This is a genomic window from Deltaproteobacteria bacterium (assembly GCA_009929795.1).
Taxonomy (GTDB): Bacteria; Desulfobacterota; Desulfovibrionia; order Desulfovibrionales; family Desulfomicrobiaceae; genus RZZR01.
Window position 1 is genome coordinate 1 of the sequence record RZZR01000034.1, and the last position, 24,599, is coordinate 24,599.

At 62.3% G+C, this 24,599-nt stretch carries 19 protein-coding genes and 2 tRNA genes; 18 read left to right on the forward strand and 3 right to left on the reverse strand.

The genetic code is table 11. The features are described 5' to 3' along the window. The 5 genes from EOM25_05660 to EOM25_05680 all read left to right on the forward strand — a co-directional run. Positions 1–309: GPP34 family phosphoprotein (locus EOM25_05660; GenBank protein NCC24677.1), on the forward strand; the 309-nt coding region annotated here is incomplete at its 5' end. 54 nt (positions 310–363) lie between these two features. Further along, on the forward strand, positions 364–1,644 hold the full coding sequence (locus tag EOM25_05665) for an MFS transporter (protein ID NCC24678.1): 1,281 nt from the start codon (positions 364–366) through the stop codon (positions 1,642–1,644). Positions 1,645–1,765: 121 nt separating this feature from the next. Further along, entirely contained in the window at positions 1,766–2,761 is a 996-nt protein-coding gene (locus EOM25_05670) for an extracellular solute-binding protein (protein ID NCC24679.1), read from the forward strand. A gap of 126 nt (positions 2,762–2,887) precedes the next feature. Then, positions 2,888–3,973 carry an ABC transporter ATP-binding protein gene (locus tag EOM25_05675; GenBank protein ID NCC24680.1) on the forward strand — a complete coding sequence of 362 codons (1,086 nt, stop codon included), beginning with the start codon at positions 2,888–2,890 and terminating at the stop codon, positions 3,971–3,973. An 8-nt stretch (positions 3,974–3,981) separates the two neighbouring features. Then, a complete protein-coding gene (locus tag EOM25_05680) occupies positions 3,982–5,661 on the forward strand; it encodes an iron ABC transporter permease (GenBank protein ID NCC24681.1) in 1,680 nt (559 codons plus the stop codon). A 133-nt stretch (positions 5,662–5,794) separates the two neighbouring features. Here the strand turns inward: EOM25_05680 and EOM25_05685 are convergent. The 3 genes from EOM25_05685 to EOM25_05695 all read right to left on the reverse strand — a co-directional run bounded on the left by EOM25_05685 (position 5,795) and on the right by EOM25_05695 (position 7,298). Beyond that, positions 5,795–5,870: transfer RNA gene (locus EOM25_05685), tRNA-Glu, on the reverse strand. Positions 5,871–5,883: 13 nt separating this feature from the next. Continuing rightward, a tRNA-Lys gene (locus EOM25_05690) sits at positions 5,884–5,960 on the reverse strand. Positions 5,961–6,020: 60 nt separating this feature from the next. Next, positions 6,021–7,298 (reverse strand): serine--tRNA ligase, encoded by a 1,278-nt coding sequence (locus EOM25_05695; protein NCC24682.1) that lies wholly within the window; start codon positions 7,296–7,298, stop codon positions 6,021–6,023. Positions 7,299–7,518: 220 nt separating this feature from the next. Between EOM25_05695 and hrcA the strand changes: the two genes are divergently transcribed. The 13 genes from hrcA (at position 7,519) to EOM25_05760 (ending at position 24,569) form a co-directional block, all read left to right on the forward strand. Then, positions 7,519–8,550, forward strand: coding sequence for a heat-inducible transcription repressor HrcA (gene hrcA, locus EOM25_05700; protein NCC24683.1), 1,032 nt, complete (start codon positions 7,519–7,521; stop codon positions 8,548–8,550). Positions 8,551–8,601: 51 nt separating this feature from the next. Beyond that, a complete protein-coding gene (gene grpE / locus EOM25_05705) occupies positions 8,602–9,165 on the forward strand; it encodes a nucleotide exchange factor GrpE (GenBank protein NCC24684.1) in 564 nt (187 codons plus the stop codon). Between the two features lie 136 nt (positions 9,166–9,301). Next, a complete protein-coding gene (dnaK, locus tag EOM25_05710) occupies positions 9,302–11,206 on the forward strand; it encodes a molecular chaperone DnaK (protein ID NCC24685.1) in 1,905 nt (634 codons plus the stop codon). Between the two features lie 104 nt (positions 11,207–11,310). After that, entirely contained in the window at positions 11,311–13,314 is a 2,004-nt protein-coding gene (locus EOM25_05715) for a hypothetical protein (GenBank protein ID NCC24686.1), read from the forward strand. 8 nt (positions 13,315–13,322) lie between these two features. After that, entirely contained in the window at positions 13,323–13,610 is a 288-nt protein-coding gene (gene gatC, locus EOM25_05720; GenBank protein ID NCC24687.1) for an Asp-tRNA(Asn)/Glu-tRNA(Gln) amidotransferase subunit GatC, read from the forward strand. Between the two features lie 8 nt (positions 13,611–13,618). Further along, positions 13,619–15,082: an Asp-tRNA(Asn)/Glu-tRNA(Gln) amidotransferase subunit GatA gene (gatA, locus tag EOM25_05725; GenBank protein ID NCC24688.1), complete on the forward strand. Its 1,464-nt coding sequence runs from the start codon at positions 13,619–13,621 to the stop codon at positions 15,080–15,082. 3 nt (positions 15,083–15,085) lie between these two features. After that, on the forward strand, positions 15,086–16,120 hold the full coding sequence (gene mnmA, locus EOM25_05730; GenBank protein ID NCC24689.1) for a tRNA 2-thiouridine(34) synthase MnmA: 1,035 nt from the start codon (positions 15,086–15,088) through the stop codon (positions 16,118–16,120). Between the two features lie 16 nt (positions 16,121–16,136). After that, positions 16,137–16,622 carry a tRNA (N6-threonylcarbamoyladenosine(37)-N6)-methyltransferase TrmO gene (gene tsaA / locus EOM25_05735; GenBank protein NCC24690.1) on the forward strand — a complete coding sequence of 162 codons (486 nt, stop codon included), beginning with the start codon at positions 16,137–16,139 and terminating at the stop codon, positions 16,620–16,622. Positions 16,623–16,634: 12 nt separating this feature from the next. Continuing rightward, positions 16,635–20,828, forward strand: coding sequence for an activase (locus EOM25_05740; GenBank protein ID NCC24691.1), 4,194 nt, complete (start codon positions 16,635–16,637; stop codon positions 20,826–20,828). A 160-nt stretch (positions 20,829–20,988) separates the two neighbouring features. Beyond that, complete coding sequence (yedF, locus tag EOM25_05745; GenBank protein NCC24692.1) at positions 20,989–21,609, forward strand: sulfurtransferase-like selenium metabolism protein YedF; 621 nt, start codon at positions 20,989–20,991, stop codon at positions 21,607–21,609. 28 nt (positions 21,610–21,637) lie between these two features. Further along, positions 21,638–21,868, forward strand: a complete 231-nt coding sequence (locus EOM25_05750; protein NCC24693.1) for a hypothetical protein — start codon at positions 21,638–21,640, stop codon at positions 21,866–21,868. Next, the gene (gene selD / locus EOM25_05755) at positions 21,865–22,914 is read left to right on the forward strand and encodes a selenide, water dikinase SelD (GenBank protein ID NCC24694.1); all 1,050 of its coding nucleotides are present in this window, start codon (positions 21,865–21,867) and stop codon (positions 22,912–22,914) included. The genes EOM25_05750 and selD overlap by 4 nt, the downstream gene beginning before the upstream one ends. A 104-nt stretch (positions 22,915–23,018) precedes the next feature. Next, the gene (locus EOM25_05760; GenBank protein NCC24695.1) at positions 23,019–24,569 is read left to right on the forward strand and encodes a sigma-54-dependent Fis family transcriptional regulator; all 1,551 of its coding nucleotides are present in this window, start codon (positions 23,019–23,021) and stop codon (positions 24,567–24,569) included. Positions 24,570–24,599 lie beyond the last annotated feature (30 nt).

The window sequence follows — 24,599 nt, forward strand, 5'->3', positions numbered from 1 at the left end:
GTGCTCTGGGTCTTTGCCCAGCGCCGCTACCCCCTTGTCGACGGGCAAGAGGTCGTGGAAGTCCGGACCCGCCTCCGGGCTCTGATCTTCAGCGACGACATCCCCGGCCCACGGGAAGCGGTCCTCGTCGGCCTGATCAACGCCTGCGGCATGGTCGACACCCTGTTCGAGGAAAAGGAGCTGGCTCGGATCATACCCCGGCTGACCACCCTGTCCAAGCTCGAACTGATCGGCCGGGAGGTGGACCAGGCCATCGGCGAAATTTTCATGGCCATGACTTCCTATCGTGGCCGCCGCGCAACGGCCTGAGACGGGCTCCAACGCACCGGATTCGAACAGAACGATCTTCCCCGGGGAGGTATGATGACTTCCGGCAACGACACCCTCTGGGGCCATCCCAAGGGCCTCTACGTCCTGTTCTTCACCGAGATGTGGGAGCGCTTCTCCTACTACGGGATGCGGGCCCTCTTGATCTTTTACATGGTCAAGCATCTTCTGTTCACCCACGCCCATGCCTCCCAAGTCTACGGGCTGTACACCGGACTAGTCTACTTCACCCCCTTCTTCGGAGGCCTTTTGGCCGACCGGGTCCTGGGACAGCGCAAGACCGTCATCATAGGCGGGGTGCTCATGGCCTTGGGCCATTTCGTCATGGCCTTCGACGCCCTCCTCTACCCGGCCCTGGCTCTGCTCATCCTGGGTAACGGAGCCTTCAAGCCCAACATATCCACCCAGGTCGGGGCTCTGTACGAGCCCGGCGACCCCCGGCGGGACCGGGCCTTCAGTATCTTCTACGTGGGCGTCAACCTGGGCGCCTTCCTGTCCCCGTTCATCTGCGGAACCCTGGGTGAAATCTGGGGCTGGCACTACGGTTTTGGAGCCGCCGGAGTGGGCATGCTCATCGGCCTTGGCATCTATCTCTGGGGGCAGCGCTGGCTGGCACCGGACCCCCTGAACCAGAAAACGGCCCGCCCGGTCCACACCAAGGCATCCGAAAAACAGGACAAGAGCAGGATTCTGGGTCTCGTCGTTATCTGCCTGGTGGTCATGCTCTTCTGGGCCGCCTACGAACAGCAGGGCAACACCATCGCCATGTTCGCCGACGTGGACGTGGACCGTCACATCCTGGGATGGGAAGTCCCGGCCACTTGGTTCCAGGCCCTGAACCCCATGTTCATCTTCCTGCTCACGCCCCTGGTGACCAGCTTCTGGGCCTGGCAGTCCAGGCGCGGCAAGGAGCCGTCGTCGCCGACCAAGATGGCCATCGGCTGCTTCCTTCTGGCCGCATCCTTTCTGGTCCTCATCCCGCCGTCCGACGAACTGGCCGCCGTGGGCATCCCGGTCAGCATGCTCTGGCTGGTGGGCTTCAACGCCATCCTGACCCTTGGCGAGCTCTACCTCTCGCCGGTGGGCCTGTCCCTGGTCACCAAGCTGGCCCCGGTCCGCATGGTCTCCATGCTCATGGGCGTCTGGTTCCTGGCCCAGTTCGCCGGCAACTATACGGCCGGATACCTGGGCCGCCTCTGGGACACCTGGCCGCCGGAGTACTTCTTTCTGCTCGTCTCGGCCGTGGCCGCCCTGGCCGGTCTGACCATCGTGGCCCTGTGGGGGTTTCTGCGCCGCTCCATGGACGAGGGGAGATGAGGAGAACCGGCCGAGTTCGTTGACATCAACCAGGCCCTGGACTAATTTTTTATCTCAACAGGCTTTATTTTTTACAAATCCGCAACACGAGGTCCCTTCGGGCCCCAAGGAGGATGTGCCCATGAAACAGATAATGGTGATGATCGTGCTTCTAGCTTCGTTCACGGTCGCCCATGCGGCCGAGGACGTCGCGGTCAAGGCCAAGGCCGAGGGTGTGGCCACGTTCTATGCGAACATCACGGCCGTGGAGCCCATCATGGAGGCCTTCCAGGCCGACACCGGAGTCAAAGGTCAGTACACCCGGATATCCACCTCCAAATTCGTGGCCACTATCCTCACCGAGTTCGAGGCAGGCAAGCTCATGGCCGACGTGGTCCAGGGGCCGCTTCCGGTGCTGGAAATCCTCAAGCAGAAGGGCGTGCTGGCCCCGTATTCGTCCCCGGCCGCGGCCGGATATCCGGAATGGACCAGAAAGGACGAGGCAATCCAGCTCTTCGGCATCGAGTACGTGGGGCTCATCTACAACAAGGATCTGGTCAAGGCGGCCGACGCGCCCAAGCGCTACCAGGATCTGGCCGACCCAAAATGGAAGGACAAGATCGTCATGGCCAACCCGGCCAACCATGCCACGACTATCTCCTGGCTGGTGGGCCTCAAGGAAAACGTCTTTTCGAGCGAGGACGAGTGGCGGACCTTCCTGAAGGGCCTGGCCGCCAATAAACCCATGTTCGTGGCCTCCTTCGGTCCCACCCCGGCCCCGGTGGAGAGCGGCGAGAAGCTCATCGCCATCTCCATGCCCAAGTACATCATCACCAAGGCCCCGGCCCCGCTGGACTGGGCCCGACTGGAGCAGCCCCTGTTCGGTTCACCCCGCGCCATCGCCGTGACCGCCAATGCCCCGCACCCCAATGCCGCCAAACTCTTCGTGGACTACTGGCTGTCCGCGAAGGCCATGGGCATGCTGGCCACGGACGTGGGTGAATACGTCCTGGCCCCGGGAGTATTCCCGCCCATCGACGGCATGGACAAGGCCAAAGTTCTGCCCATTCGGGAACTCTCCGACGAGGAGATCCAAAAATGGGGGACCGAATTCCAGGCCATTTTTGACGTGAAGTAAACTGCTGGCCCAAGCCGCCCGGATCAAGACCCGGGCGGCTTTTTCGTTTCAACGAGGCCGTTTGCGGCCACCCACCGCTCTCCGGGAGGAACGCGCCCTGTCCGGAGACGACTACGGACACAGACCATGGAAATCCGGATCCAAGGCGTCAGCAAGCACTATTTTTCCGACGGCAAGACCATCAAAGCCCTGGACAATGTCGACCTGACCATCCCGGCCAATCAGATCTTCACCCTGCTCGGCCCAAGCGGGTGCGGCAAGACAACCCTGCTGCGCTGCATCGTCGGCCTGGAATCCCCGGATACGGGGGAAATCGTCATCGGCGACGAAGTTGTCTGGTCCAAGGCCAAGGGCATCTTCGTTCCCACGGAGCGCCGAGGCCTCGGCATGGTCTTCCAGACCTACGCCATCTGGCCGCACATGAACGTCTTCGACAACGTGGCCTACCCCCTGCAGACCAGAAAAACACCGCGGGACGTCATCCGGCAGAAGGTCGAGAAGACCCTGAAATTCGTACAGCTGGAAGGGTTCGAGAAGCGCCCGGCCACCAAGCTCTCCGGCGGACAACAGCAGCGCGTGGCCCTGGCCCGGGCCCTGGTGGCCGAACCCAAGGTCATCCTCTTCGACGAGCCCCTGAGCAACCTGGACGCCAAGCTCCGCGAGGAGACCCGTAAGGAACTCAGGGCCTTTCTGACCGAATTGTCCATCACGGCGGTCTACGTCACCCATGACCGCATCGAGGCCCTGGCCCTGTCCGACTCCATCGCGGTCATGCGCGCGGGCCGGATCATCGAACGGGGCTCCCCGCAAAAAATCTATTTCGACGCAGACCACCGCTTCGTGGCCGACTTCATCGGCCGGGCCAACCTGATTCAGGCTCGGGTCACATCCCAGACCGGCGACTTCACCGTGGTCGAAAGCCCCCTGGGCACCATCTCCTGCCAGAAAAGAGACTTTGCCGTGGGCTCGGAGGCAACCCTCTGCATCCGTCCCGAATTCATCCGGGTCGTGTCCGGGGACGGGCCGAAAGGCCCCAACTTGGTCCAAGGCGCGGTCGATTCCCTGGTCTTTGTCGGCGAGGCCTTCGAGATGGAGATCGTGGCCAATGGCCAGCGGCTCCTGGCCAAGGTCGACGCCGACACCCGCATCCAGGAGGGCGACCCCTTGCACTTCGTTCTGAATCCGGCCCACTGCATGCTGGTCGAGGCCTAGGGGGAGAGATGGATACCGGCCGCTCCAAACTGACCTGGTCGCTGATCCTCATTGTCGGAGCCCTGACAGTCTGTCCGGTGATCATGCTGATTTTGGGCAGTTTTTCAGAGGGCCTGACCGCCTTTGGCAGCTTCACCGTCCAGAAATACGTCGATGCCTACACCGACCCGGCCCTGGCAGGGATCATTGTCAACACCGTGGTCTTCGTCCTTGGCTCGTCGACCCTGGCCACCACCCTGGCCCTGTTCCTGGCCTATCTAAACAACCGTACCGACATTCCCTGCAAATTTTTGTTCAGGATCATCTCCATCATTCCCATGATGATCCCCCACGTCCTGTTCTCCGTGAGCTGGGCCCTGCTGCTCAATCCATCCAACGGGCTCATCAATCTGGTCTTCAAGCAGGCCTTCTTCCTGGAGAGCGCCCCTCTGAACATCTATTCCCTCTGGGGGATGATCCTAGTGGAGGGCCTGCTGGACCTGCCCATCGCCTACCTGATCATCGCCCCGGCCATGGCCTCCTTTGACGTGGCCCTGGAGGAGTCCTCCAAAGTCTGCGGGGCCGGGGCCTGGCGGACCCTGCTCCGCGTGACCCTGCCCGTGCTTCGGCCAGCCATACTGGCCGCCTTCATCCTGGGTGTGGTCCGAAGCCTGGCCTCCTTTGCCGTGCCCTCGGTCATCGGCATGCCCGGCCGGGTCTACGTCCTGGCCACCCACCTCTACCAGATGATCTCCACCGGCTTCTCTACGGACTACGGCAAGGCCGCGGCCGTGGGCATGAGCGTTTTGGCCGCGTCCATCACCCTCATCTTTATCTATCGGGCCATGACGGCCGAGAGCGAGAAGTACGTGACCATCTCCAGTCGCGGCTACCGGCCTACGGTCGTCCCCCTCAAAGCGGCCCGAATCCCCCTCTTCGCAGTGGTGGCCCTTTTGTCATTCGTGCTCATCGTCCTGCCCGTGGCCGTGCTCTTCTACACATCCCTGGTGCCCTACTCCATGGTCCCCAGCGCCAAGGCCTTCTCCCTCATGAGCTGGAAGCACTGGATCGAGGTCCTGAAGGATCCCATTTCGCTGCTCTCTCTCAAGAACAGCCTCTACCTCGGGGTGGGCGGAGCCACCTTGGGGGTGGCCCTGTCGGTCTTCGTGGCCTACACTATCGTCAAGGTGAAGACCAAGGCCGCGGGAATTTTGGAATCCCTGAGCTTCTTATCCTTTTCCTTCCCCGGAATCGTCATCGGCGTGGGTTTCATGTGGTTCTTCGTCCGCACTCCCCTCTACGCCACCATCTGGGCCCTGCTCATCGGCTACATCGCCACCTACCTGCCGTACGGGGTCCGCCCCCTGGCCAGCGCCTTCATCCAGGTCCACAGCCACCTGGAGGAATCCTCCCTGGTCTGTGGAGCCGGCCGCATGACGACCATGCGTCGGATCATCATTCCGCTTCTCGTGCCGGGCATGGTTTCGGGCTGGATTCTCATGGCCACCATGTTCGTCCGCGAGCTTACGCTGTCCGTGGTCCTCTCGCGACCCGGAACCGAGGTCCTGGCCGTCCAGATCCTGCGCTTCGCCGAGGACGGTCTCTGGGGAAGGCTCTCGGCCCTTGGGATCATGATGATCTTCATCTCCACGGCCTTGGTCCTGCTGGCCACCTTGGTGGGGTCCCGGTTCAAACCGGCAGGGACCTGAAGGCATTCCGATCCCTTGCGCTCTCTTTGGCTCGGAATAGTGTTGGTACAAGGCGTCTGACACATGTTTTGATTTCTCATCGCATGAGCAAAAAAAGCCCTTACAGTTGAATACTGTAAGGGCTTGATTTTGTTGGCGTCCCCAAGGGGGTTTGAACCCCTGTTACCGGCGTGAGAGGCCGGTGTCCTAGGCCACTAGACGATGGGGACGCGCTGTACTTTCTGGTGGGCCGTGAAGGGTTCGAACCTTCGACTCTCTGCTTAAAAGGCAGATACTCTACCGGGCTGAGTTAACGGCCCGACCAACGAAAGAAAAGTTTGATAATAACCGCTTCGCTGCCTGTCAAGAAGAAGATACGTCTAGGGCAACGGTTCGATTTTGTCCTGCCTCAGATATGGCAGCAAGGCCTCCGGCACGACGACGCTGCCGTCGGCCTGCTGGTAATTTTCCAGGATGGCGACCATGGTCCGGCCCACGGCCAGACCCGAACCATTCAATGTATGGACGAGCCTTGGCTTTTTGCTTCCGGCCGGGCGGAAACGGATTCCGGCCCTGCGGGCTTGAAAATCCTCGAAGTTCGAGCAGGACGATATCTCGCGGTACTTGCCCTGGCCCGGCAGCCACACTTCGATGTCGTACGTCTTGGCCGACGAGAACCCGAGATCACCGCCGCACAGGGCCACGATCCTGTAATGGAGGCCCAACGCCTGCAAGATCGACTCGGCATGCCCCAGAAGGAGCTCCAGTTCATCGTAGGATCGGTCGGGATGGACGAAACGGACCAGTTCCACCTTGTGGAACTGATGCTGACGGATGATCCCCTTGGTATCCTTGCCATACGAACCGGCCTCGGACCGAAAGCATGACGTGTGCGCGGCATAGGCCAAAGGAAGCGCATCCTCGTCCAGGATCTGTCCGGCGTGAAGGTTAGTCACCGGGACCTCGGCCGTGGGGATCAGGAAATATTCCGTGCCCTCAAGCTTGAAGAGGTCTTCGGCGAACTTGGGCAGTTGCCCGGTGCCGACCAGGCTCTGGCTGTTGACGATGACCGGGGGCATAATCTCCATATAGCCGTTCCGGCCGGTCTGTGTATCGAGCATGAAGGTTGCCAGGGCCCGTTCCAGTTTGGCCGCCCAGCCCTTGAGGACCACGAATCTCGCTCCGGTTATCCTGGCCGCGCTCTCAAAATCCAGTCCTCCCAGGGCCTGTCCGAGATCGAAATGCTCCTTGGGGGCAAAGGAGAACTCCGGCTTCCGGCCCCAGGTGCGGACCAGGGCGTTGTCATCCTCGCTCCGGCCTTCAGGCACGGACGCGTGAGGCAAATTGGGCACTGACATCAGCCATTCCTGGACGGACGACTCGACGTCCTTGAGCCGTGCATCCATCGTTCGGATGCTCTCGGACAATCCCCCCAGCTCGGCGATCAGATCCCGAGCATCCCCTCCGGTTTTCTTCAGACGGGCCACCTCGGCCGAGGCCCTGTTTCTCTCGGCCTTCAGATCCTCGACGTGCCGAAGGATCTCCAGGCGTTCGGAGTCTAGGGCGGCAAAGGCCGGAAGGTCGGCGGCGAAATGGCGCTTGGCAAGTCCGGCCTTCACGGCTGGCATGTTCTCTCGAAGCAATTTGACGTCCAGCATGTTCTGCCCCTCGTGGTTCGTGACGACGGAGGACGGCCCTCCGAAAACGGTTTGGGATGCCCAAAACCTTGCCGATTGTCAAAGCATCAGCAATCGAAACCGACACACCGGAATAGCCCTAGCCCGCGACATCTCGATCCTTGACAGAGGGGCGGGCCATTGCTACTTTTTAGCACTCTCAAGCTGAGAGTGCTAAACCCGGTTTCGGAGTCCCAAAAAAATGGATCTCAGTCCGCGTGAAATCGAAACCTTGGCCACCGTTGTCGAGGAATACATTGCCACGGCTTTGCCGGTTGGCTCGCGGACCGTATCCCGAAGATCGTCCCTGGGCCTCAGCGCGGCAAGCATCCGCAACACCATGGCCGATCTGACCGAAAAAGGCCTCCTGGATCAACCCCACACTTCCGCGGGCCGCATCCCGTCCATTGCCGGGCTTCGCCACTATCTGAACACCATCCTGACCCTGTCACCCCTGCCTCCCGGCCAACAGAGGACCATCGCCGACGACATGGGTCGTGAAGACGATCCCATGGACGACATCCTCCGGCAGGCCTCCCGCCTTCTGTCCTCCCTGTCCAACCAGGTTGGCATGGTCATTCCTCCCCGCAAAAGCATGGTCCGATGGCAACAGATGGATTTCGTCCTAGTCCGTCCGGGCATGGTCATGTCCATCCTCGTCCTGCAGGGCGGACTTTTGAGGAATAAAATCATCCGGGTAGATCAGGACATCACTTCGGACGACCTAATCCAATACGGCAACTATCTGAACGAGCTCTTCCGCGGACGGACCTTGACCGATGTCCGCGCCCTGATTCTCGGACAGATGGAAAACGCCCGCCGACGATTCGACACCCTGTACCGCCGGGCCATGAACCTGGCCAGGGCGGTCTGTGACGACGACGAGCGTTGCGAGATCTATGTCGAAGGCCAGAGCAACCTGCTCGACCACCCCGAGTTCACCGATCTGGAAAACATGCGCTCGATCCTCCGACTGCTGGAAGAAAAATCGCGTCTTCTCGAACTGCTGGACAAGACCTTTGAGTCTCCCGGAGTCCGGGTCATCCTCGGAAAGGAGGACGGCATGGATCTCGATTCCTGCTGCTTCATCGTTTCGTCCTATGCCCCGGATTCCTCCCTGGTCGGCACCGTGGGTCTCGTCGGTCCGATTAGAATGGACTACGCCAAGGTCCTACCTATTGTTGACTTCACGGCCAGGGTGCTTACCCGACTCTTGAAATCAAGGTTCGATTGAAATTCAACCGACCTCTGTCTTTTGATTTCCACGATCAAGGAGATGCATTTCATGGCTGAGAAAAAACACGGAAAACTCCGCGCCGATCAGGATCGGCCTGAGGCGTCGGCCGAGGCCGATTCCCCGCAGGAGGCGACGCTGGAGGAAAAATACGAGGATCTTTGTCGGCAGGTGGAGCAGATGCAGGAGGATCGACTCCGGGTTCTGGCCGAATCCGAAAATTTCAAGAAACGCTTGGCCCGGGAAAAGGACGAATTCTGCCGCTTTGCCACCTCCAGAGTCCTTGAGGACATGCTGCCGGTCATCGACAACCTGGAGCTCGCCCTGCAGCACTCCGGGTCGGACAAGACCTGCCAGGGGCTGGCCCAAGGCGTGCGGATGACTCTGGACATCTTCCTCGACGTTCTCCAACGCCACGGCCTGGAGCGGATCGCCGAGGCCGGATGTCCCTTCGATCCCGCCCGTCACGAAGCCATGGGCAGCCAGGAGTCCAAAGACCTGACTCCAGGATGCGTCGCGGCCGTCCTCCAGACGGGCTACATTCTGAACGGCAGGCTGCTTCGCCCGGCCCGGGTCATGGTCAGCGCTGAATGTGGCCGGGAAGGAAAAAATTGAGGTGGCCCCTTTACAAGCCTGAAGCGGGACTTAGAAATTTCCCGGTCCCGGGGGCTAGGCCCCGGACAAGAATGGGTGGAACACTACATTTCGCGTCGGTCTCCGAAACCCGGCGCACGCCATAAGGAGGCATCGAATGGGCAAGATAATCGGCATCGACTTGGGAACCACCAATAGCTGCGTCTTTGTCATGGAAGGCAAAGAGGCCAAATGCATCACCAACCCCGAGGGAGGGAGAACAACCCCCTCCATAGTGGCCTTCACCGACAAGGAGCGCCTAGTGGGCGAAATCGCCAAACGCCAGGCCATAACCAACCACGAAAAGACGGTCTTCGCCGTCAAACGGCTCATGGGCCGAAAGTTTGAGGAGCCACAGATCAAGTCCTGGGCCTCGAACAGTCCGTACAAAATCGTGTCCGGGCAGAACGGCGATGCCTACGTGCAGATCGGGGACAAAAAATACAGCCCGTCCGAAATCTCGGCCATAATCTTGAGCAAGCTCAAGGCCGACGCCGAAACCTATCTCGGCGAACCTGTGACCGAGGCCGTCATTACTGTTCCAGCCTATTTCAACGACTCCCAGCGCCAGGCCACCAAGGACGCAGGCCGCATCGCAGGCCTAGAGGTTAAGCGGATCATCAACGAGCCCACGGCCGCATCCCTGGCCTATGGCTCTGACAAGAAAAAGAACGAGAAAATTGCCGTCTTCGATCTTGGCGGGGGAACCTTCGACATCTCCATCCTCGAGGTCGGGGACAATGTCGTCGAGGTCCGGGCCACCAACGGCGACACCTTCCTGGGCGGCGAGGATTTCGACGAACGGATCATCTCCTATCTGGTGGACGAATTCAAAAAGGAGAACGGCATCGACCTCTCCAAGGACAAGATGGCCCTCCAGCGACTCAAGGAAGCCGCGGAAAAGGCCAAGAAGGAACTGTCCACATCCATGGAGACGGATATCAACCTTCCCTTCATCACCGCCGACCAGAACGGCCCCAAGCACATGACCATGAAGCTCTCCCGGGGCAAACTGGAAAAAATGGTCGAGGATCTTGTTGACCGAACCACGGAGCCCTGCCGCAAGGCCCTCAAGGACGCCGGGCTCAAGGCCTCGGACATCGACGGTGTCATCCTCGTCGGCGGCATGACCCGCATGCCTCTGGTTCAGGAAAAGGTGAAGCAATTCTTCGGCAAGGAGCCGAACCGGTCCGTGAACCCCGACGAGGTCGTGGCCATGGGCGCGGCCATCCAGGGCGGCATCCTGGCCGGAGACGTCAAGGACGTGCTCCTGCTCGACGTCACGCCCCTGTCGCTGGGCATTGAAACTCTGGGAGGGGTATTCACTAAACTCATCGACCGGAACACGACCATCCCCACCCGAAAAAGCCAGGTCTTCACCACGGCCGCCGACAACCAGCCCTCGGTGTCGATCCACGTTCTTCAGGGAGAGCGACCCATGTCAGGCGACAACATGACACTGGGACGATTCGAACTGACCGGCATCCCACCGGCCCCCCGGGGCGTTCCTCAGATCGAGGTCACCTTCGATATCGACGCCAACGGCATCGTCAACGTTTCGGCCAAGGACACCGGCACGGGCAAGGAACAATCCATCCGGATCACCGCCTCCAGCGGCCTATCCGAGCAGGACATCCAGCGTCTGGTAAAGGACGCCGAGGCCCACGCCGAAGAGGACACCAAGAAGAAAAAACTCATTGAGGTCCGCAACCACGCCGACACCCTGGTCTATACCACGGAGAAATCCATCCGCGATCTGGGCGACAAGGTTGATTCGGCCCTCAAGGCCGAGATCGAGTCCAAGGTCGAAAACCTCAAGGGGAAACTCCAGAGCGACGACGCAGAGGCCATCTCCCGGGCCACCGACGAATTGGCCCAGGTTTCCCACAAGCTTGCCGAACAACTCTACGCCCAGAAAAGTCAAGAAGGGACTGGACAGGCCCAGCCTGGTCCGGGATCCAAGGGCGGATCGCAGGGTGGTGACGACGATGTGGTCGATGCCGACTACACCGAGGTCAAGTAGGCATTGGGAAGCCCTCGGGCCAGCTTGACACCCCGCGAACCTCGTTCCAATATCGGCCCGGCACCAAAACGGTGTCGGGCCTTTTTGCGCCTGCCATCCACGACATGAAAACCTCCTTCTCCATCTCCCTGTTCGCCATTCTGCTCGCCGCAGTCTTCGGCCTGACGTCCGGCTGCGCCCGCAAGGCCCCGGTGGCCAAGCCCCTGGCCGCCACCACTGCTCCCCCGCGTGCCGCCCTCTGGGAGCAGGCCGACCAGGCATGGAAATCCCGTGACTTCGCCCTGTCCCAATCCCTGTACGCCCGTCTGGCCTCAGCTCCGCCCTCGCCTCCGGCCCGGGCCGAAGTGGTTTTCGATCGTCTGGTCAGATCGGCCATCGCCATCGGTGACCTCCCTGGGGCCCACATCGCCCACGACCAGTGGACCCGATACGATCCCCTTGCCGATCGGCCCCAGGCCCGCCTCCTGGCCGAGGCCGATCTGGTTCTGGCCCAGGGCGGACCCGAAGCCTGGAGGGAATTTCTGGCCGGCACGGCCTCGAACAACTCCCTGCCATGGGATGTCCGCCTCGCCGTGGGCCGCAGGCTGGCCGACACGCTTTTCGATCTCGGCGATCTGGCTGGATTCCTGGCGGCGGCGGCCATGTTGAACGACGGAGCAGGGCATGGCCCGCCGTCCCCGGATCTGGATGGCTACGTCAGACAACGCCTGAACTCGGCTCCGGCGGAAGGGCTCCACCAGGCCTTGTCCCAGGCCCCGTCCGGCACCGAGGAAATCTTTCCCTATTGCCAGGCCCGCTGGGCCCTGCTGCTGGCCGGGCTTGAGCACAGCCCTGCCTCCTGGGCCGGGGCCTGGCCCCAACTCGTCCGCCTGACCGGAGCCAAGTGCTGGTCCGATCCAGGCGCGGTCCGATCCGAACTCCAAACCATGGAAAGACGTTTCGGCCGACCGGAAATCCATCTGGCCCTAACTTTGCCCCTGTCGGGCCCCTTTGCTCCGGTGGCATGGAAGATCATCCACGGAGCCGGGGCCGCCCAATGGAATCTGGGCCTCGAAGGCCTTCAGGTCCGCATCTCAGTCATCAACACCGAGGCCCCGGGCTGGGCGGGCAAAGTCGCGGCCCTGCCGCCTTCCTGCCTGGCCATTGGAGGACCCCTTCGCAGGGAATCCTGGCTCGTGCTTGCCGCCGACGGCCTACCTCCGAACAGGGCCTTCTTCACCTTCCTTCCCTCCCTGGCCGAGGAGGGGAGGAAGGCCTGGAGATTCTTCGGTAGTCCCGAAGATCAGGCCCGGGCCCTCATCGACATGGCCAGGGACGGCATGGGCATCAACCATTTCGCCATCCTTTACCCGGCCGAACCCTTCGGCCGGACCATGGCCGAATCCTTTGCCCTGGAATGCGAACGCTCCGGAGGAATCCTCAACGGCCTCAAGGCCTACGATCCTGCAGATCACACCCGCTGGAACAGGGAGGTGGCCTCGTTCCTACGGGCCGAGACTGTTCCCAAGGGTCATTTGAATCCGGAACCCGATTTTCAAGCACTGTTCCTGCCCGACTCCCTGTCCAGGGCCCGGCTGATGATCCCCAATTTCTTCTACCACAACGAGAATCGCATTCTGTTTCTCGGCCCCCAGATCTGGACCCAGTCCATGAACGAGTGGCAAGGCCTGGAAGCGGAATATTTCGGACTGGCCGTCAGTCCGGCCTCCTGGTGGCCCGACAGCCCGAGTCCCCAGGTCGGCCGCCTTCGGAACACGCTCCACGACACAGGCCAGGACCCGCCGGACTTCTGGTCCGCCCTGGGGAACGATTTCGTCCGGTTCGCGGCAGCCCTGCCCCTGCCCCAGAACCTGGATCCCGAAGCAATCAACAGCATTTTATGCACCCCGTCGGCCATGGACTGGAGCATGGCCCCCCTGTCCTGGACCCCGGAAGGGTTGGCCAGACAGGACATGTTCGTGCTTCAGCCTTCGAGCACGGGACTTCACCCGGTCCATATCGACAGCCTCACGGCCCGTCTGGCCGCCCGCCAGGCCCGCCGAGACCGTCAGATGTTCCAGATTCACCCCGAACTGGCCCCAAAACCGGCCCAGACAGCCGCCCCTTGAGGAATTCCATGCGCATCACCGAACAGGAAGTGGCCAGAATCGCCCGCCTGGCCCGTCTCGAGCCCACCGGGGACCAGACCGCCCGCTATGCCAAGCAGATGGATACCATCCTCGAATACATGGATGTCCTGGAATCCCTGGACACCCAAGGGGTGGAGCCCATGTACTCGCCCCTGCCGGGAGGCACGGTCTTTCGCGCCGACGAGGTCGAATCGAGATACACCCGGGACGAGATTCTGGCCAACGCCCCGGACACCGACGGGGTCCACTTCATCGTCCCCAAAACCGTCTTCTAGGAACCGCCATGCTGCACGACCTGACCCTGACCCAGGCCCGCAAGGCCTTGGCCGGGCGCGAAATCGGCGTTGTCGAACTCGTCTCCGCCTGCCTCACCCGCATTGAGGCCACGGAACCCCGAATCCAGGCCATCCTGACTCTTCGTAAGGAAGAAGCCCTGAAAGAGGCCAAGACCCTGGACGCCGACGGGCCCGACCCAACCCTCCCCCTCTGGGGTATCCCAGTGACCGTCAAGGACGCCTTGACCACCCGGGGGCTGCGGACCACCTGTGGATCCCGGATGCTGGAACACTTCGTCCCGGCCTACGACGCCCATCTCGTCCACCGTCTCAAGAAGGCCGGGGCCATCATTCTGGCCAAGACGAACATGGACGAGTTCGCCATGGGTTCCTCGACGGAAAATTCGGCCTTTCAGACCACCCGAAATCCCTGGAACCTGAACCGGGTTCCCGGAGGGTCTAGCGGCGGATCCGCCGCCGGAATCGCCGCCGGACAGGCCATGGCCTCCATCGGCACCGATACCGGAGGCTCCATCCGGCAGCCGGCAGCCTTCTGCGGGGTCGTGGGCCTGAAGCCCACCTACGGCCGGGTCTCCCGTTTCGGATTGGTGGCCTATGGTTCGTCTCTGGACCAAGCCGGGCCCATTGCCCGGACCGCCGCGGACTGCGCCGCCGTCCTAGAAGTCATCGCCGGGCACGATCCGCAGGATTCGACGTCCCTGGACGTCCCGGTCCCGCCCTACTCCCACCTGGCCGCCGAACCAGGGGGCCTGGAGGGTCTGCGTATCGGCCTGCCCACCGAGTACTGGGGTCCGGGCCTCGATCCCGAAGTCCGCGAAGCCTGCCAAGAGGCTGTGAACCGGGCCGCGGGGCTTGGCGCCGAGATCGTCGAGCTCTCACTGCCACACACCCCCTACGCCATCGCAGCCTATTACATCACGGCCATGGCCGAGGCCAGTTCCAACCTGGCCCGTTTCGACGGCGTGCGCTACGGTCTGCGTTCGGCCAAGGCCCGCGACCTCATGGACGTCTATGCCAAAACCAGGACCGATGGCTTCGGCGAAGAGGTCCAACGCCGGATCATGCTTGGAACCTACGTCCTCTCGGCCGGGTACTACGACGCCTACTACCGCAAGGCCGCCCAGGTCCGCCGCCTCATCCGCCAAGACTTCCTGAAGGCCTTTGAATCCTGCGATCTCATCGCCGGCCCTGCCTGCCCGACAACGGCCTTTGGCATCGGCGAAAACCTGGACGACCCCCTGACCATGTACCTGACCGACATCTTCACCATCTCCCTGAACCTCTCCGGTCTTCCGGGCCTGAGCCTGCCCGTGGGTCTTGGGAATGGGAGCGGTCTGCCCGTGGGACTCCAACTCTTCGGACCGGACCTATCCGAGGATCGGCTCCTCCGGACGGCCGTCAGGCTGGAGGCGGTCCTCCCCCGGCTCCCGGAACCTTCAGGACTGGCCTGAACCATGTCCGGCATCGGCGTGGCCGTCAGCGGCGGGGCCGACAGTCTTGCCGCCCTGGTTCACTTCATGGATCAGGGCAAGACCCCGGTGGCCCTCCACGCCCTTCTGGCCCCTGAGCGGAGACCGGACGACGACCTGTCCTCGGCCCTCGAGGTTCAATGCCGACGCCTGGAGATCGAATTCCACATCCTTGATCTTCGGTCCGAATTCGAGGCACTGGTCATCGAATCCTTTGCCCGGCAGTATCGGGAGGGCTTGACCCCGAATCCCTGCGCCGCGTGCAACCGGGACATCAAACTCGGGCTGCTGGCACATCGGGCCCGGACCCTGGGACTGGATCTGCTGGCCACCGGCCATTACGCCCGGATTGAAAACGGGACTCTCTTCCGAGGCTTCGACCGAACCAAGGATCAAAGCTATTTTCTAGCCCTGGTTCCGGCCGAACATCTGGCCGGGGCACGATTCCCCCTGGGTCTGACGACCAAGTCCCGGGTTCGGGACGAATTATCGGCCAGAGGACTGGAGCCCTGCGCCCACCGGGAAAGTCTGGAGGTCTGCTTCGTGCCCGGGGACTACCGATCGTTCCTTGAATCCCGGGGTCATTTTCTTCCGGGGCCAGGGCCCATCGTGACCGTCGATGGGCGGGAACTCGGCCGCCACCTGGGCCTCTGGCGCCACACCCTCGGCCAGCGTCGGGGCCTGGGCATCGCCCACCCAAAACCTCTCTACGTCATCGACAAGGATGTCCGAAACAACTCCCTGATCGTCGGAACCGAAGAAGAGCTCTGGGCCTCGGCTCTGACGGTCGGAAACCTCAACCTCATCGTTCCTCCGGCAAAATGGCCGGCCCGGATACTGGTCCAGACCCGCTACAGGCAGGGCCCTACTTTGGGGAGCTTCACTCTTCGGGCCGATGCCCGTCTGGAGCTCAAACTTTTTGAGCCGCAGCACCGACCCACGCCTGGCCAAGTGGCCGCCTTTTACGACGGAGACCGTCTCCTAGGCGGAGGGCTGATCCTGCCCGCCGAAATACCCTAATCTCGAGGAATCTTCTATGCAAAACTTTATCATGACCCCCATCGGAACCATCCATACTCCCTTCACCGACCCGGAAGGCATGCCAATACAGCCCACCGGAGCCGCCAACGTCGAGGGCCGCATCATCATCCGGCCCGAATTTGAGCCCGGACTGGCTGACCTGGACGGATTCTCCCACATCCACATCCTCTACGCCCTGCATCGCTGCCAGGGCTATTCCCTGTCGGTCGTCCCCTATATGGATGACACCCCCCGCGGCCTCTTTGCCACCCGGGCCCCCAGACGGCCCAACCCCATCGGGCTATCCGTGGTCCGTCTCCAATCCATCTCAGGAAACGAACTGAGAATCATCGGCATCGACGTTCTGGACGGCACACCCCTTTTGGACATCAAGCCCTATGTGCCCAGATTCGACGCCCCCGAGGCCACGGCCACCGGATGGTTGGAGACAAAATCGGGCCAGGACCGGACCCGGCGGGCCGACTCCCGGTTCCACGACTGAGGATCACGGCCCATGAGATGCTTCGGAGTCTGCGTCGGCTCCACCTCAATCGGCCTCGTCGGGCTGACCCGGGAGGTGAACGGACTTCGGACCTTCCATGCCGAATCCCTGAACCACGCCGGGCAAGCCGGACAGGTCCTGGAATCCCGCCTCTTGGCCCTGGCCGGAGACCTGCCATGCACGGTGACCGGTACCGGGCGAGGCATGGCTGGCCGGTTGAACGTGGAGACGATTAGCGAGCCCGAAGCCGTGGAACGGGCTCTGAATCACACATTGGGACCGAGGGCTCCGGTTCAGGCCGTGCTCTCCCTGGGCGGGGAGACCTTCATGGCCTACCGGGTCGATAGTCGCGGCCGGGTCCTGGACGTCAACACCGGCAACAAATGCGCCTCGGGCACCGGCGAATTCTTCGTCCAGCAAATGGGTCGCATGGGCCTTGAACCCGGGCACGCGGCTCGGCTGGATCCGAACGTCGAGGCCTACCGGGTCTCGGGCCGCTGCTCGGTGTTCTGCAAGAGCGACTGCACCCACGCCCTGAACAAAGGAATCCCCAGAAACCGGGTCGTCTCCGGCCTGACCTTCATGATGGCCGAAAAATGCCTTGATCTTCTTGAGCCCTTTGATCCGGCCAATATCGCCCTGGTCGGGGGCTGCACGGCCAATCCGTTTCTGGTCCGCCATCTCCGGGCCCGGTTCCCCGGTCTGGTCATCCCGGCCCATGCCCGGTGCTTCGAGGCCTTGGGGGCTGCCCTGGCCGGTTCCGGACGTTCCTCCGCTCCATTGCCCAGGCCCCTCTCGAGGCCGACATCCTCGCCGTTTGTCCACCATCCGGCCCTGGCCAACGCCCAGAATCTCGTGGACTTCAAGACCATGCCCCGTGCCCGGGCCCAAACCGGTGAAGAACTCATCCTCGGCCTCGACGTGGGTTCCACGACCACCAAGGGAGTTCTACTCCGAGCCGCAGACTCGGCCTTAGTGGCCTCGGCCTATCTGCGGACCGACGGCGCCCCGGTGGATGCCTCCAGGCGAGTCTACGCCGCCCTGGCCGGGCAGGCTCCAAAGGCCCGGGTCGTCGGTCTTGGAGTGACCGGATCGGGCCGGGCCATTGCCGGCCTCCACGCCGGAACCAGGGCCGTGATCAACGAGATCGTGGCCCACGCCACGGCCGCTGCGCACTTCGATCCCGCGGTGGACACCATCTTCGAGATCGGCGGCCAGGATGCCAAATACACCTTCGTCGAGAACCGGGTACCCATCGACTACGCCATGAACGAAGCCTGCAGCGCGGGCACCGGTTCATTCCTCGAGGAGGCCGCCCGGGAAACCCTGGGCATTGATATGGACCGCATCGGGCCCATGGCTTTGGCCTCTACCGCACCGCCCAATTTCAGCGACCAATGCTCGGCCTTCATCGGATCGGACATCAAGCGGGCCATTCAGGAAGGTCTGGGCATTGAAGACATTGCCGCCGGTCTGGTCTGCTCTATCTGTCTAAACTACCTCAAACGGGTAAAGGGCAACCGTCCCGTAGGCTCCACAGTATTCATGCAGGGCGGGGTCTGCTACAACCCGGCCGTGCCCGTGGCCATGGCCCTGCTCACCGGACACCGAGTCGTTGTCCCGCCCGAACCGGGCCTCATGGGGGCCTTTGGCGTGGCCCTGGAAGTCATGGACCGTCTGGGCCAGGGGCTAATGGCCCCGGGCTCCTTTGACATTGAGGAACTTGCCGCCCGCACGGTGCGATCCCGGGGTTTCTTCACCTGCCGAGGTGGCCGGGAACACTGCGACAGGGGCTGCCGGGTCGAGCGCATCGAGGTGGCCGGAACCGTCTTGCCCTTCGGAGGCATCTGCAACCGATACGACGGCCGCTCGTCCCGAGATGCGAACTTGGCCGGAACCGACCGAAATCTCGTCGTTCGTCGAAACCGGATCCTGGCCGGAACTGATGGAGACGACAACCCCGATTGTCCGGACTCGACCCCCACCGTGGGCCTGAACCGATCCTTTCTGACCCATGCCCTGCTACCGTTCTGGCGGGCCTATTTCGGGGAGCTGGGGTTCAGAGTGGTTCAGCCAGAACTGGAACATCCCGAAGGTCCGAGGCGCTGCAAAGCTCCCCTCTGCTTTCCGGCCGAGCTGGCCCACGGCTATGCTCGCTCTTTGCTGGACAAGAGGCCGGACTTCGTCTTCCTCCCCCAGATCAAGGGACTTGCCCCCATCGGACCCGGCCAATCCTGCACCTGCGTTCTGGTGCAGGGCGAACCCTACTATCTGCGCCGGGCCTTCCCAGAGCTCGATTCCCTGGGCTCCCGGCTGTTGAGTCCAGTCCTGGATCTGGGCACGGATCTGGCCGCTCTGGCCAAGAGATTGGCCCCGGTAGCGGCCATCCTGGGTGCGTCTGCGAACCTCCAGAAAAAGGCCCTTGAGACGGCCGCCCAGGCCCAGGCCGATTTCGAGGTCCGCCTAAATGATATAGGGGCCAGGGCTCTGGCCGACCTCGAGGCTCGGGACGAATTCGGAATCATTCTTCTCGGCCGAGCCTACTCGGCCACTGCCCCGGAGGCCAACAAAGGCATCCCGGACAAGATCGCCTCCCGGGGCGTGACGGTGATCCCCATGGACATGCTCCCCGGCCGCCCAGGCCCGGGCGACGAAACCATGTACTGGGCCACCGGCCGGGCCATCCTGGCCGGGGCCCGCCTGGCCGCCGAGCATCCCGGACTGTACCCGGTCTATGTGACCAACTTCTCCTGCGGGCCGGACTCCTTCCTTACCGGCTATTTTCGGGACATCATGGGCAACCGGCCGTCTCTGATCCTCGAACTCGACAACCACACCGCCCACGCCGGCATCGAGACCCGCATCGAGGCCTTTCTCGACGTCATCCGCCATCACCGCCGATCGAGCCGCCCCAAGACCCGGCCCCGGACCCGGGTCTCGTCGCGCGCGCCCGAGCTGTCCCACCCGGACACGGTCATGCTCGTTCCCTGTCTGGGGGCCTGGTCCGCACCCCTGGTGGCCTCGGCCCTCGGTCTGGGCGGGCTGCGCGGTCAGGCCCTGCCCCCGGCCACGCTGGAGGATCTGGAACTCGGACGGGCCCATTCCACCTGCAAGGAATGCCTTCCCCTGCACCTGACCCTGGGGGCCATGCTCAACCACCTACGCCGCCGTTCTCCGGAGGAACGATCGGTCTTCGTCATGGCCGACGCCCAGGGTCCCTGCCGCTTCGGCCAGTACACCGTGGCCATGAACCGGGTCCTGGATCGTCTGGACATCCAAAAGGCCTCCATCTTCGCCCCAAGCTCCGTGTCCGGCTACCGGGGTCTAGACGACCGGGTCATGCTCCGAGTCTGGGCCGGAATTGTCATCGGAGACCTCTTCGAAGAGATGTCCTCCATGCTCCAGGCTGCGGCCATGAACCAAGATCAGGCTCTGGCCCTGTTCCGAGACCGGTATGAAACAATCCGCCAGGCCATGACCGGCTCCCGCCGGGAGCTCCGTCTGGCCCTGCGGACGACGGCCCGGGACCTGGCCGAAATCCCTCTGCGACGCCAAGCCCAAACCGTGCCGACCATACTTCTGGCCGGGGAAATCTATGTCCGCCACGACCCCATCTCCCGTCAAGGCCTGATCGAACGTCTGGCCACCAAGGGGCTGGCCGTACGCACCGCCCCCATCAGCGAATGGATCCTCTATACCGATTGGCTGGCCCGCCAGGGCATAGAGTGTCGAAGAGGACGTCGATTCTGGATCCGCCATTGGGCCAAGGCTCTGGTCCGGTCCTCCATCATCAAGACCATGGCCGAAAGCGGCCTTATCCATGCCGATCCGACTCCGGTGGACCGGGTAATGGCCGCTGCGGCTTCCTTCATCTCCCCCCACCTGACCGGGGAAGCCGCCCTAACCGTTGGGGCCATCCTGGCCGAGATGGGCCGCCCTGCCTGCGGTGCCATATCCCTGGGACCCTTTGGCTGTATGCCCTCCCGACTGGCCCAGGCCGTCCTGGCCCCGGCATGCACCACCGGGGCGCTCCCTTTGGACAACCCGGCCCGCCAAGCCCTGGGCTCGGATCATCCGCTGCCCTTTCTCTGCGTGGAGACCGACGGCCACCCCTTTCCCCAGGTGGTCGAGGCCCGCCTGGAGGCCTTTGTCCTCCAGGCCCGAAGAGTCCACGAAGCCATAGCCTCGGCCCCAACCCGATCATGAAGAACGGCCGGAACAATCTTTCGGCCTCCCCTGCAGATTGCCATAATTTTTTCGATCTGAAATTTCAAAATCCATTGATTAATTCTATTGGTCATCTCCAGCGGCTGGACCTAGTCTTGATATGTTTGAATGCCATACATAAAGGAGCCCCGTGATGCCCATGCCCGTCATTCCCTGCCAGGGACTGGCCTGCCCCCACCCGGTCCTTGAAACCCGCAAGGTCGTTCTCGAATCCCGCCCATTCGAACTCGCCGTCCTGGTGGACAACGAGGCCGCCCGGGACAATGTCGTCCGGTTCTTGAGCGTCCAGGGCTACGAGGTGACGAGCGTGATACAGGACAAGGACGAGTACCGTGTAGAAGCCCGAGATGCCCGGACTTCACACCCGAGCTCCGGAATCGGGAGCGAACCTTCCTCGACACCCGCCGCTTCGACCGTCTCCGGTCGCCGGATCTTGATTCTCTTGACTCGGGACGTTTTGGGCTCGGGCGACGACACCCTAGGCGCGGGATTGATGAAGAATTTCCTGGCCACTCTGCCCGAAATGGGCTCCGGCCTGTGGCGGCTCGTCCTGGTCAACTCGGCGGTCCGCTTGGCCGTGGAGAACAGCCCTGTCCTGGACTCCCTGCAGACCCTGGAACGATCCGGGGTATCCATCCTCGTCTGCGGAACCTGCCTGAACTTCTTTGAACTTCTGGAACGAAAGCGGGTGGGTGAGACCACGAACATGCTCGACGTGGTCACCAGCCTCGATCTGGCCGACAAGGTCGTCACGGTTTAAGCGCAGCGTGCCGACGCAACGGACCCAAATGTGCATACGGCCGGACATGACGGTTTTGGAGGTCGTCTCGGCCCATCGGGCCGCCGAATCCGTATTCGCCCGCTACAATGAACCGGCCGGGGTCTGCATCTGTTGCCAGGCCCTTTTCGAACCCCTGTCCATCGTTGCCGAACACTACGGCCTGGACCTTGTGGCCCTGCTGGCCGACCTTGAAACAGCCGCCCGGACCGAAGCGGCTCCCATTGGAGAGAAACCATGACCGACATCGAACTGGTCAAGACCGTCAAAGCCGCCGGTTGAGCGGCCAAAATTTCTCCGGGGGACCTGGAGGAAGTATTGCGCGGATGCCTGGATCAACAGGACGACCGACTCCTCACCGGCCAGGGAGACAACGAGGACGCGGCCGTGGTCCGCTTTCCCGCCGGCAAGGCCCTGGTACAGACCGTTGATTTCCTGACGCCCCTGGTCAACGACCCCTTCAAGTTCGGCCAGATCGCCGCGGCCAACTCGCTCTCCGACGTCTACGCCATGGGCGGCGAGCCATGGACGGCCATGAACATCGTCTGCTTCCCCATCAAAAAGCTTCCTCGGGAGATGCTCCGGGCAATCCTCGCCGGAGGCATGGACAAGATTCGCGAATCCGGGGCCGTTTTGGCCGGAGGTCACAGCGTGGAGGACGACGAGCCCAAGTACGGCTTGGCCGTCACCGGTGCCGTTGACCCGGACCGGTTCGCCTCCAATCGCGGACTCAGGCCAGGCGACCGCCTGATCCTGACCAAGCCCATCGGAACCGGGGTTCTGTCCACGGCCCTCAAGGCCTCCTGGAAGGGCTCCGAGGACATTGAGGCCGAACTCCATCGCTGGGCCTCCATGCTCAACGCCCCTGGGGCCCGGACCATCCGCGAACTCGGCCTTCTCGGGGCCACGGACGTCACCGGATTCGGCCTAGGCGGGCATCTTCTTGAGATGGCCCGGGCCTCCAGAACGGCCGTGGAGATGACTTTGTCCCGGGTTCCCTTCATCTCCCGGGCCGTGGAACTGGCCGGAATGGGACTCATCCCGGCCGGAAGCTTTGCCAATCGAAAATTCTGTTCCTCGCAGGTCCAGGTCGACCCCAAAGCCGACCCCCTGCTTGTTGACCTAGCCTTCGACGCCCAGACCTCTGGAGGCTTGATCCTGGCCATGCCCAAGGCCCTGGTATCGGCGGCCGCAGCCATCCTCGAGCCCGCCGGGTGTCTGGCCGCAGACATCGGGGAAGTCCTTCCGGCCGAGCCCGGCCTGCCTTTCCTTCGCCTCCTGCCCTGAACCTCCCCCGAATCGACGATATCACTCTTGTCTTTGTGGACAGGTGTCTAACTTTTCTATACAGTCTCTTGTATTCATCACGTCTTTGCAAACGGAGGGGAACCGTGGACAAGAGAAACATTCTGATCGTCGACGACGAGCAGGACTTCGCCGAGGGCATGCAGGAAATCGTCGAACTGATGGGCCATGGGTGCGACACGGCCGGAAGCATCAGCGACGCGTTGCGGATGGCCGGAAGCGGGGGATACGACATCGTCTTTCTCGACGTGTTTCTCCCCGACGGCAATGGGTTGGACTCCATCAGGGATTTCCAGTCCTCCCCATCCGGACCGGACCTGATCGTCCTGACCGGTATCGGAGATCCGGACGGGGCCGCCCTGGCCATCAAAAGTGGAGTCTGGGATTATCTGACCAAGCCTGCCACCGTGGCCAAAATTCGCAATACCATCCAGCGAGTCCTTCATAACCGGGACAAACGTCTCAAGGACAGCAAGGTCCAGTTTCTCGAACGCTCCGAGATCGTCGGAGACAGCCCGCAGATCGCAGCCTGTCTCCAGAAGCTGGCCAAGGCCTCAAGGTCAAGCCTCGGTGTTCTGATCACTGGAGAAACCGGCACCGGAAAGGAACTCTTTGCCCGGGCCATCCACGCCAACAGTTCCCGACGCAAGGGACCCTTCGTCATCCTGGACTGCGCAAGTCTGCCCAAGAACCTCATCGAAAGCATTCTCTTCGGGCACGTCAAAGGGGCCTTCACAGGAGCCGAATCGACCCAAACGGGTATCGTCAAGCAGGCCGACGGAGGGACCCTCTTCCTTGACGAAGTCGGCGAACTGCCCAAAAATATCCAAAGAGCCTTCCTCCGGGTCTTACAGACCAAGCAATTCAGACCCGTGGGCGGAGACAAAGAACTTTCCAGCGACTTCCGGGTCGTCAGCGCCACGAACAAGAATCTCGACGAGATGGTCGAATCCGGCCACTTCCGGAAGGATCTCTTCTTCCGTCTGAACACTATGACCATTGATCTGCCCCCGCTACGCGAGCGGGGCTCGGATCTCCGGATCCTGATCACCCACTATCTCTGCAAAACCTGCGAAGACCTTCAAATCCCGCCCAAGGGCGTCTCCGATGACCTGATGAGCGCCATGCACATGTACGACTGGCCGGGCAACGTTCGCGAACTGACCAACACCATTCAACTGGCCGTCCAGAATGGTCTGGACGAGCCGACCCTCTATCCGCACCATCTGCCGACCTACATCCGGGTCAAGATTGCCCGGGAGCACTTCAATCTGACCCGCAACGACGTGATCGAGCACGAACCCGAAGATGGCCTCAGAACCCGGACTCCGGAAACGATCCCGACCTACAAACAATACCGGGAAGAGACCCTGGCGGCCATGGAACGAAAATATTTCAGGGAGTTGAGAATCGTCTGCGACGGAAGCGCCAAGCTCGGCTGCAGGCTGTCTGGCCTCTCCCGGGCCCGGTTCTACCAGATTCTGAAGAAGGTCGGCGTGAACTTTACCGAATTGAAGACGGCCAAGATCAGATCACGAAAGACCAAGCCCAAGGTCCGAGTCGAGCAGCCCGCGGGCAAACCCAAGGCGGTCGAGGCCGAGACACCGGAACCGAAGGACGAGCAGGCCCAGTCCTGAGCCCGACCGTCCCTCCGTGTGCTTCTCCAG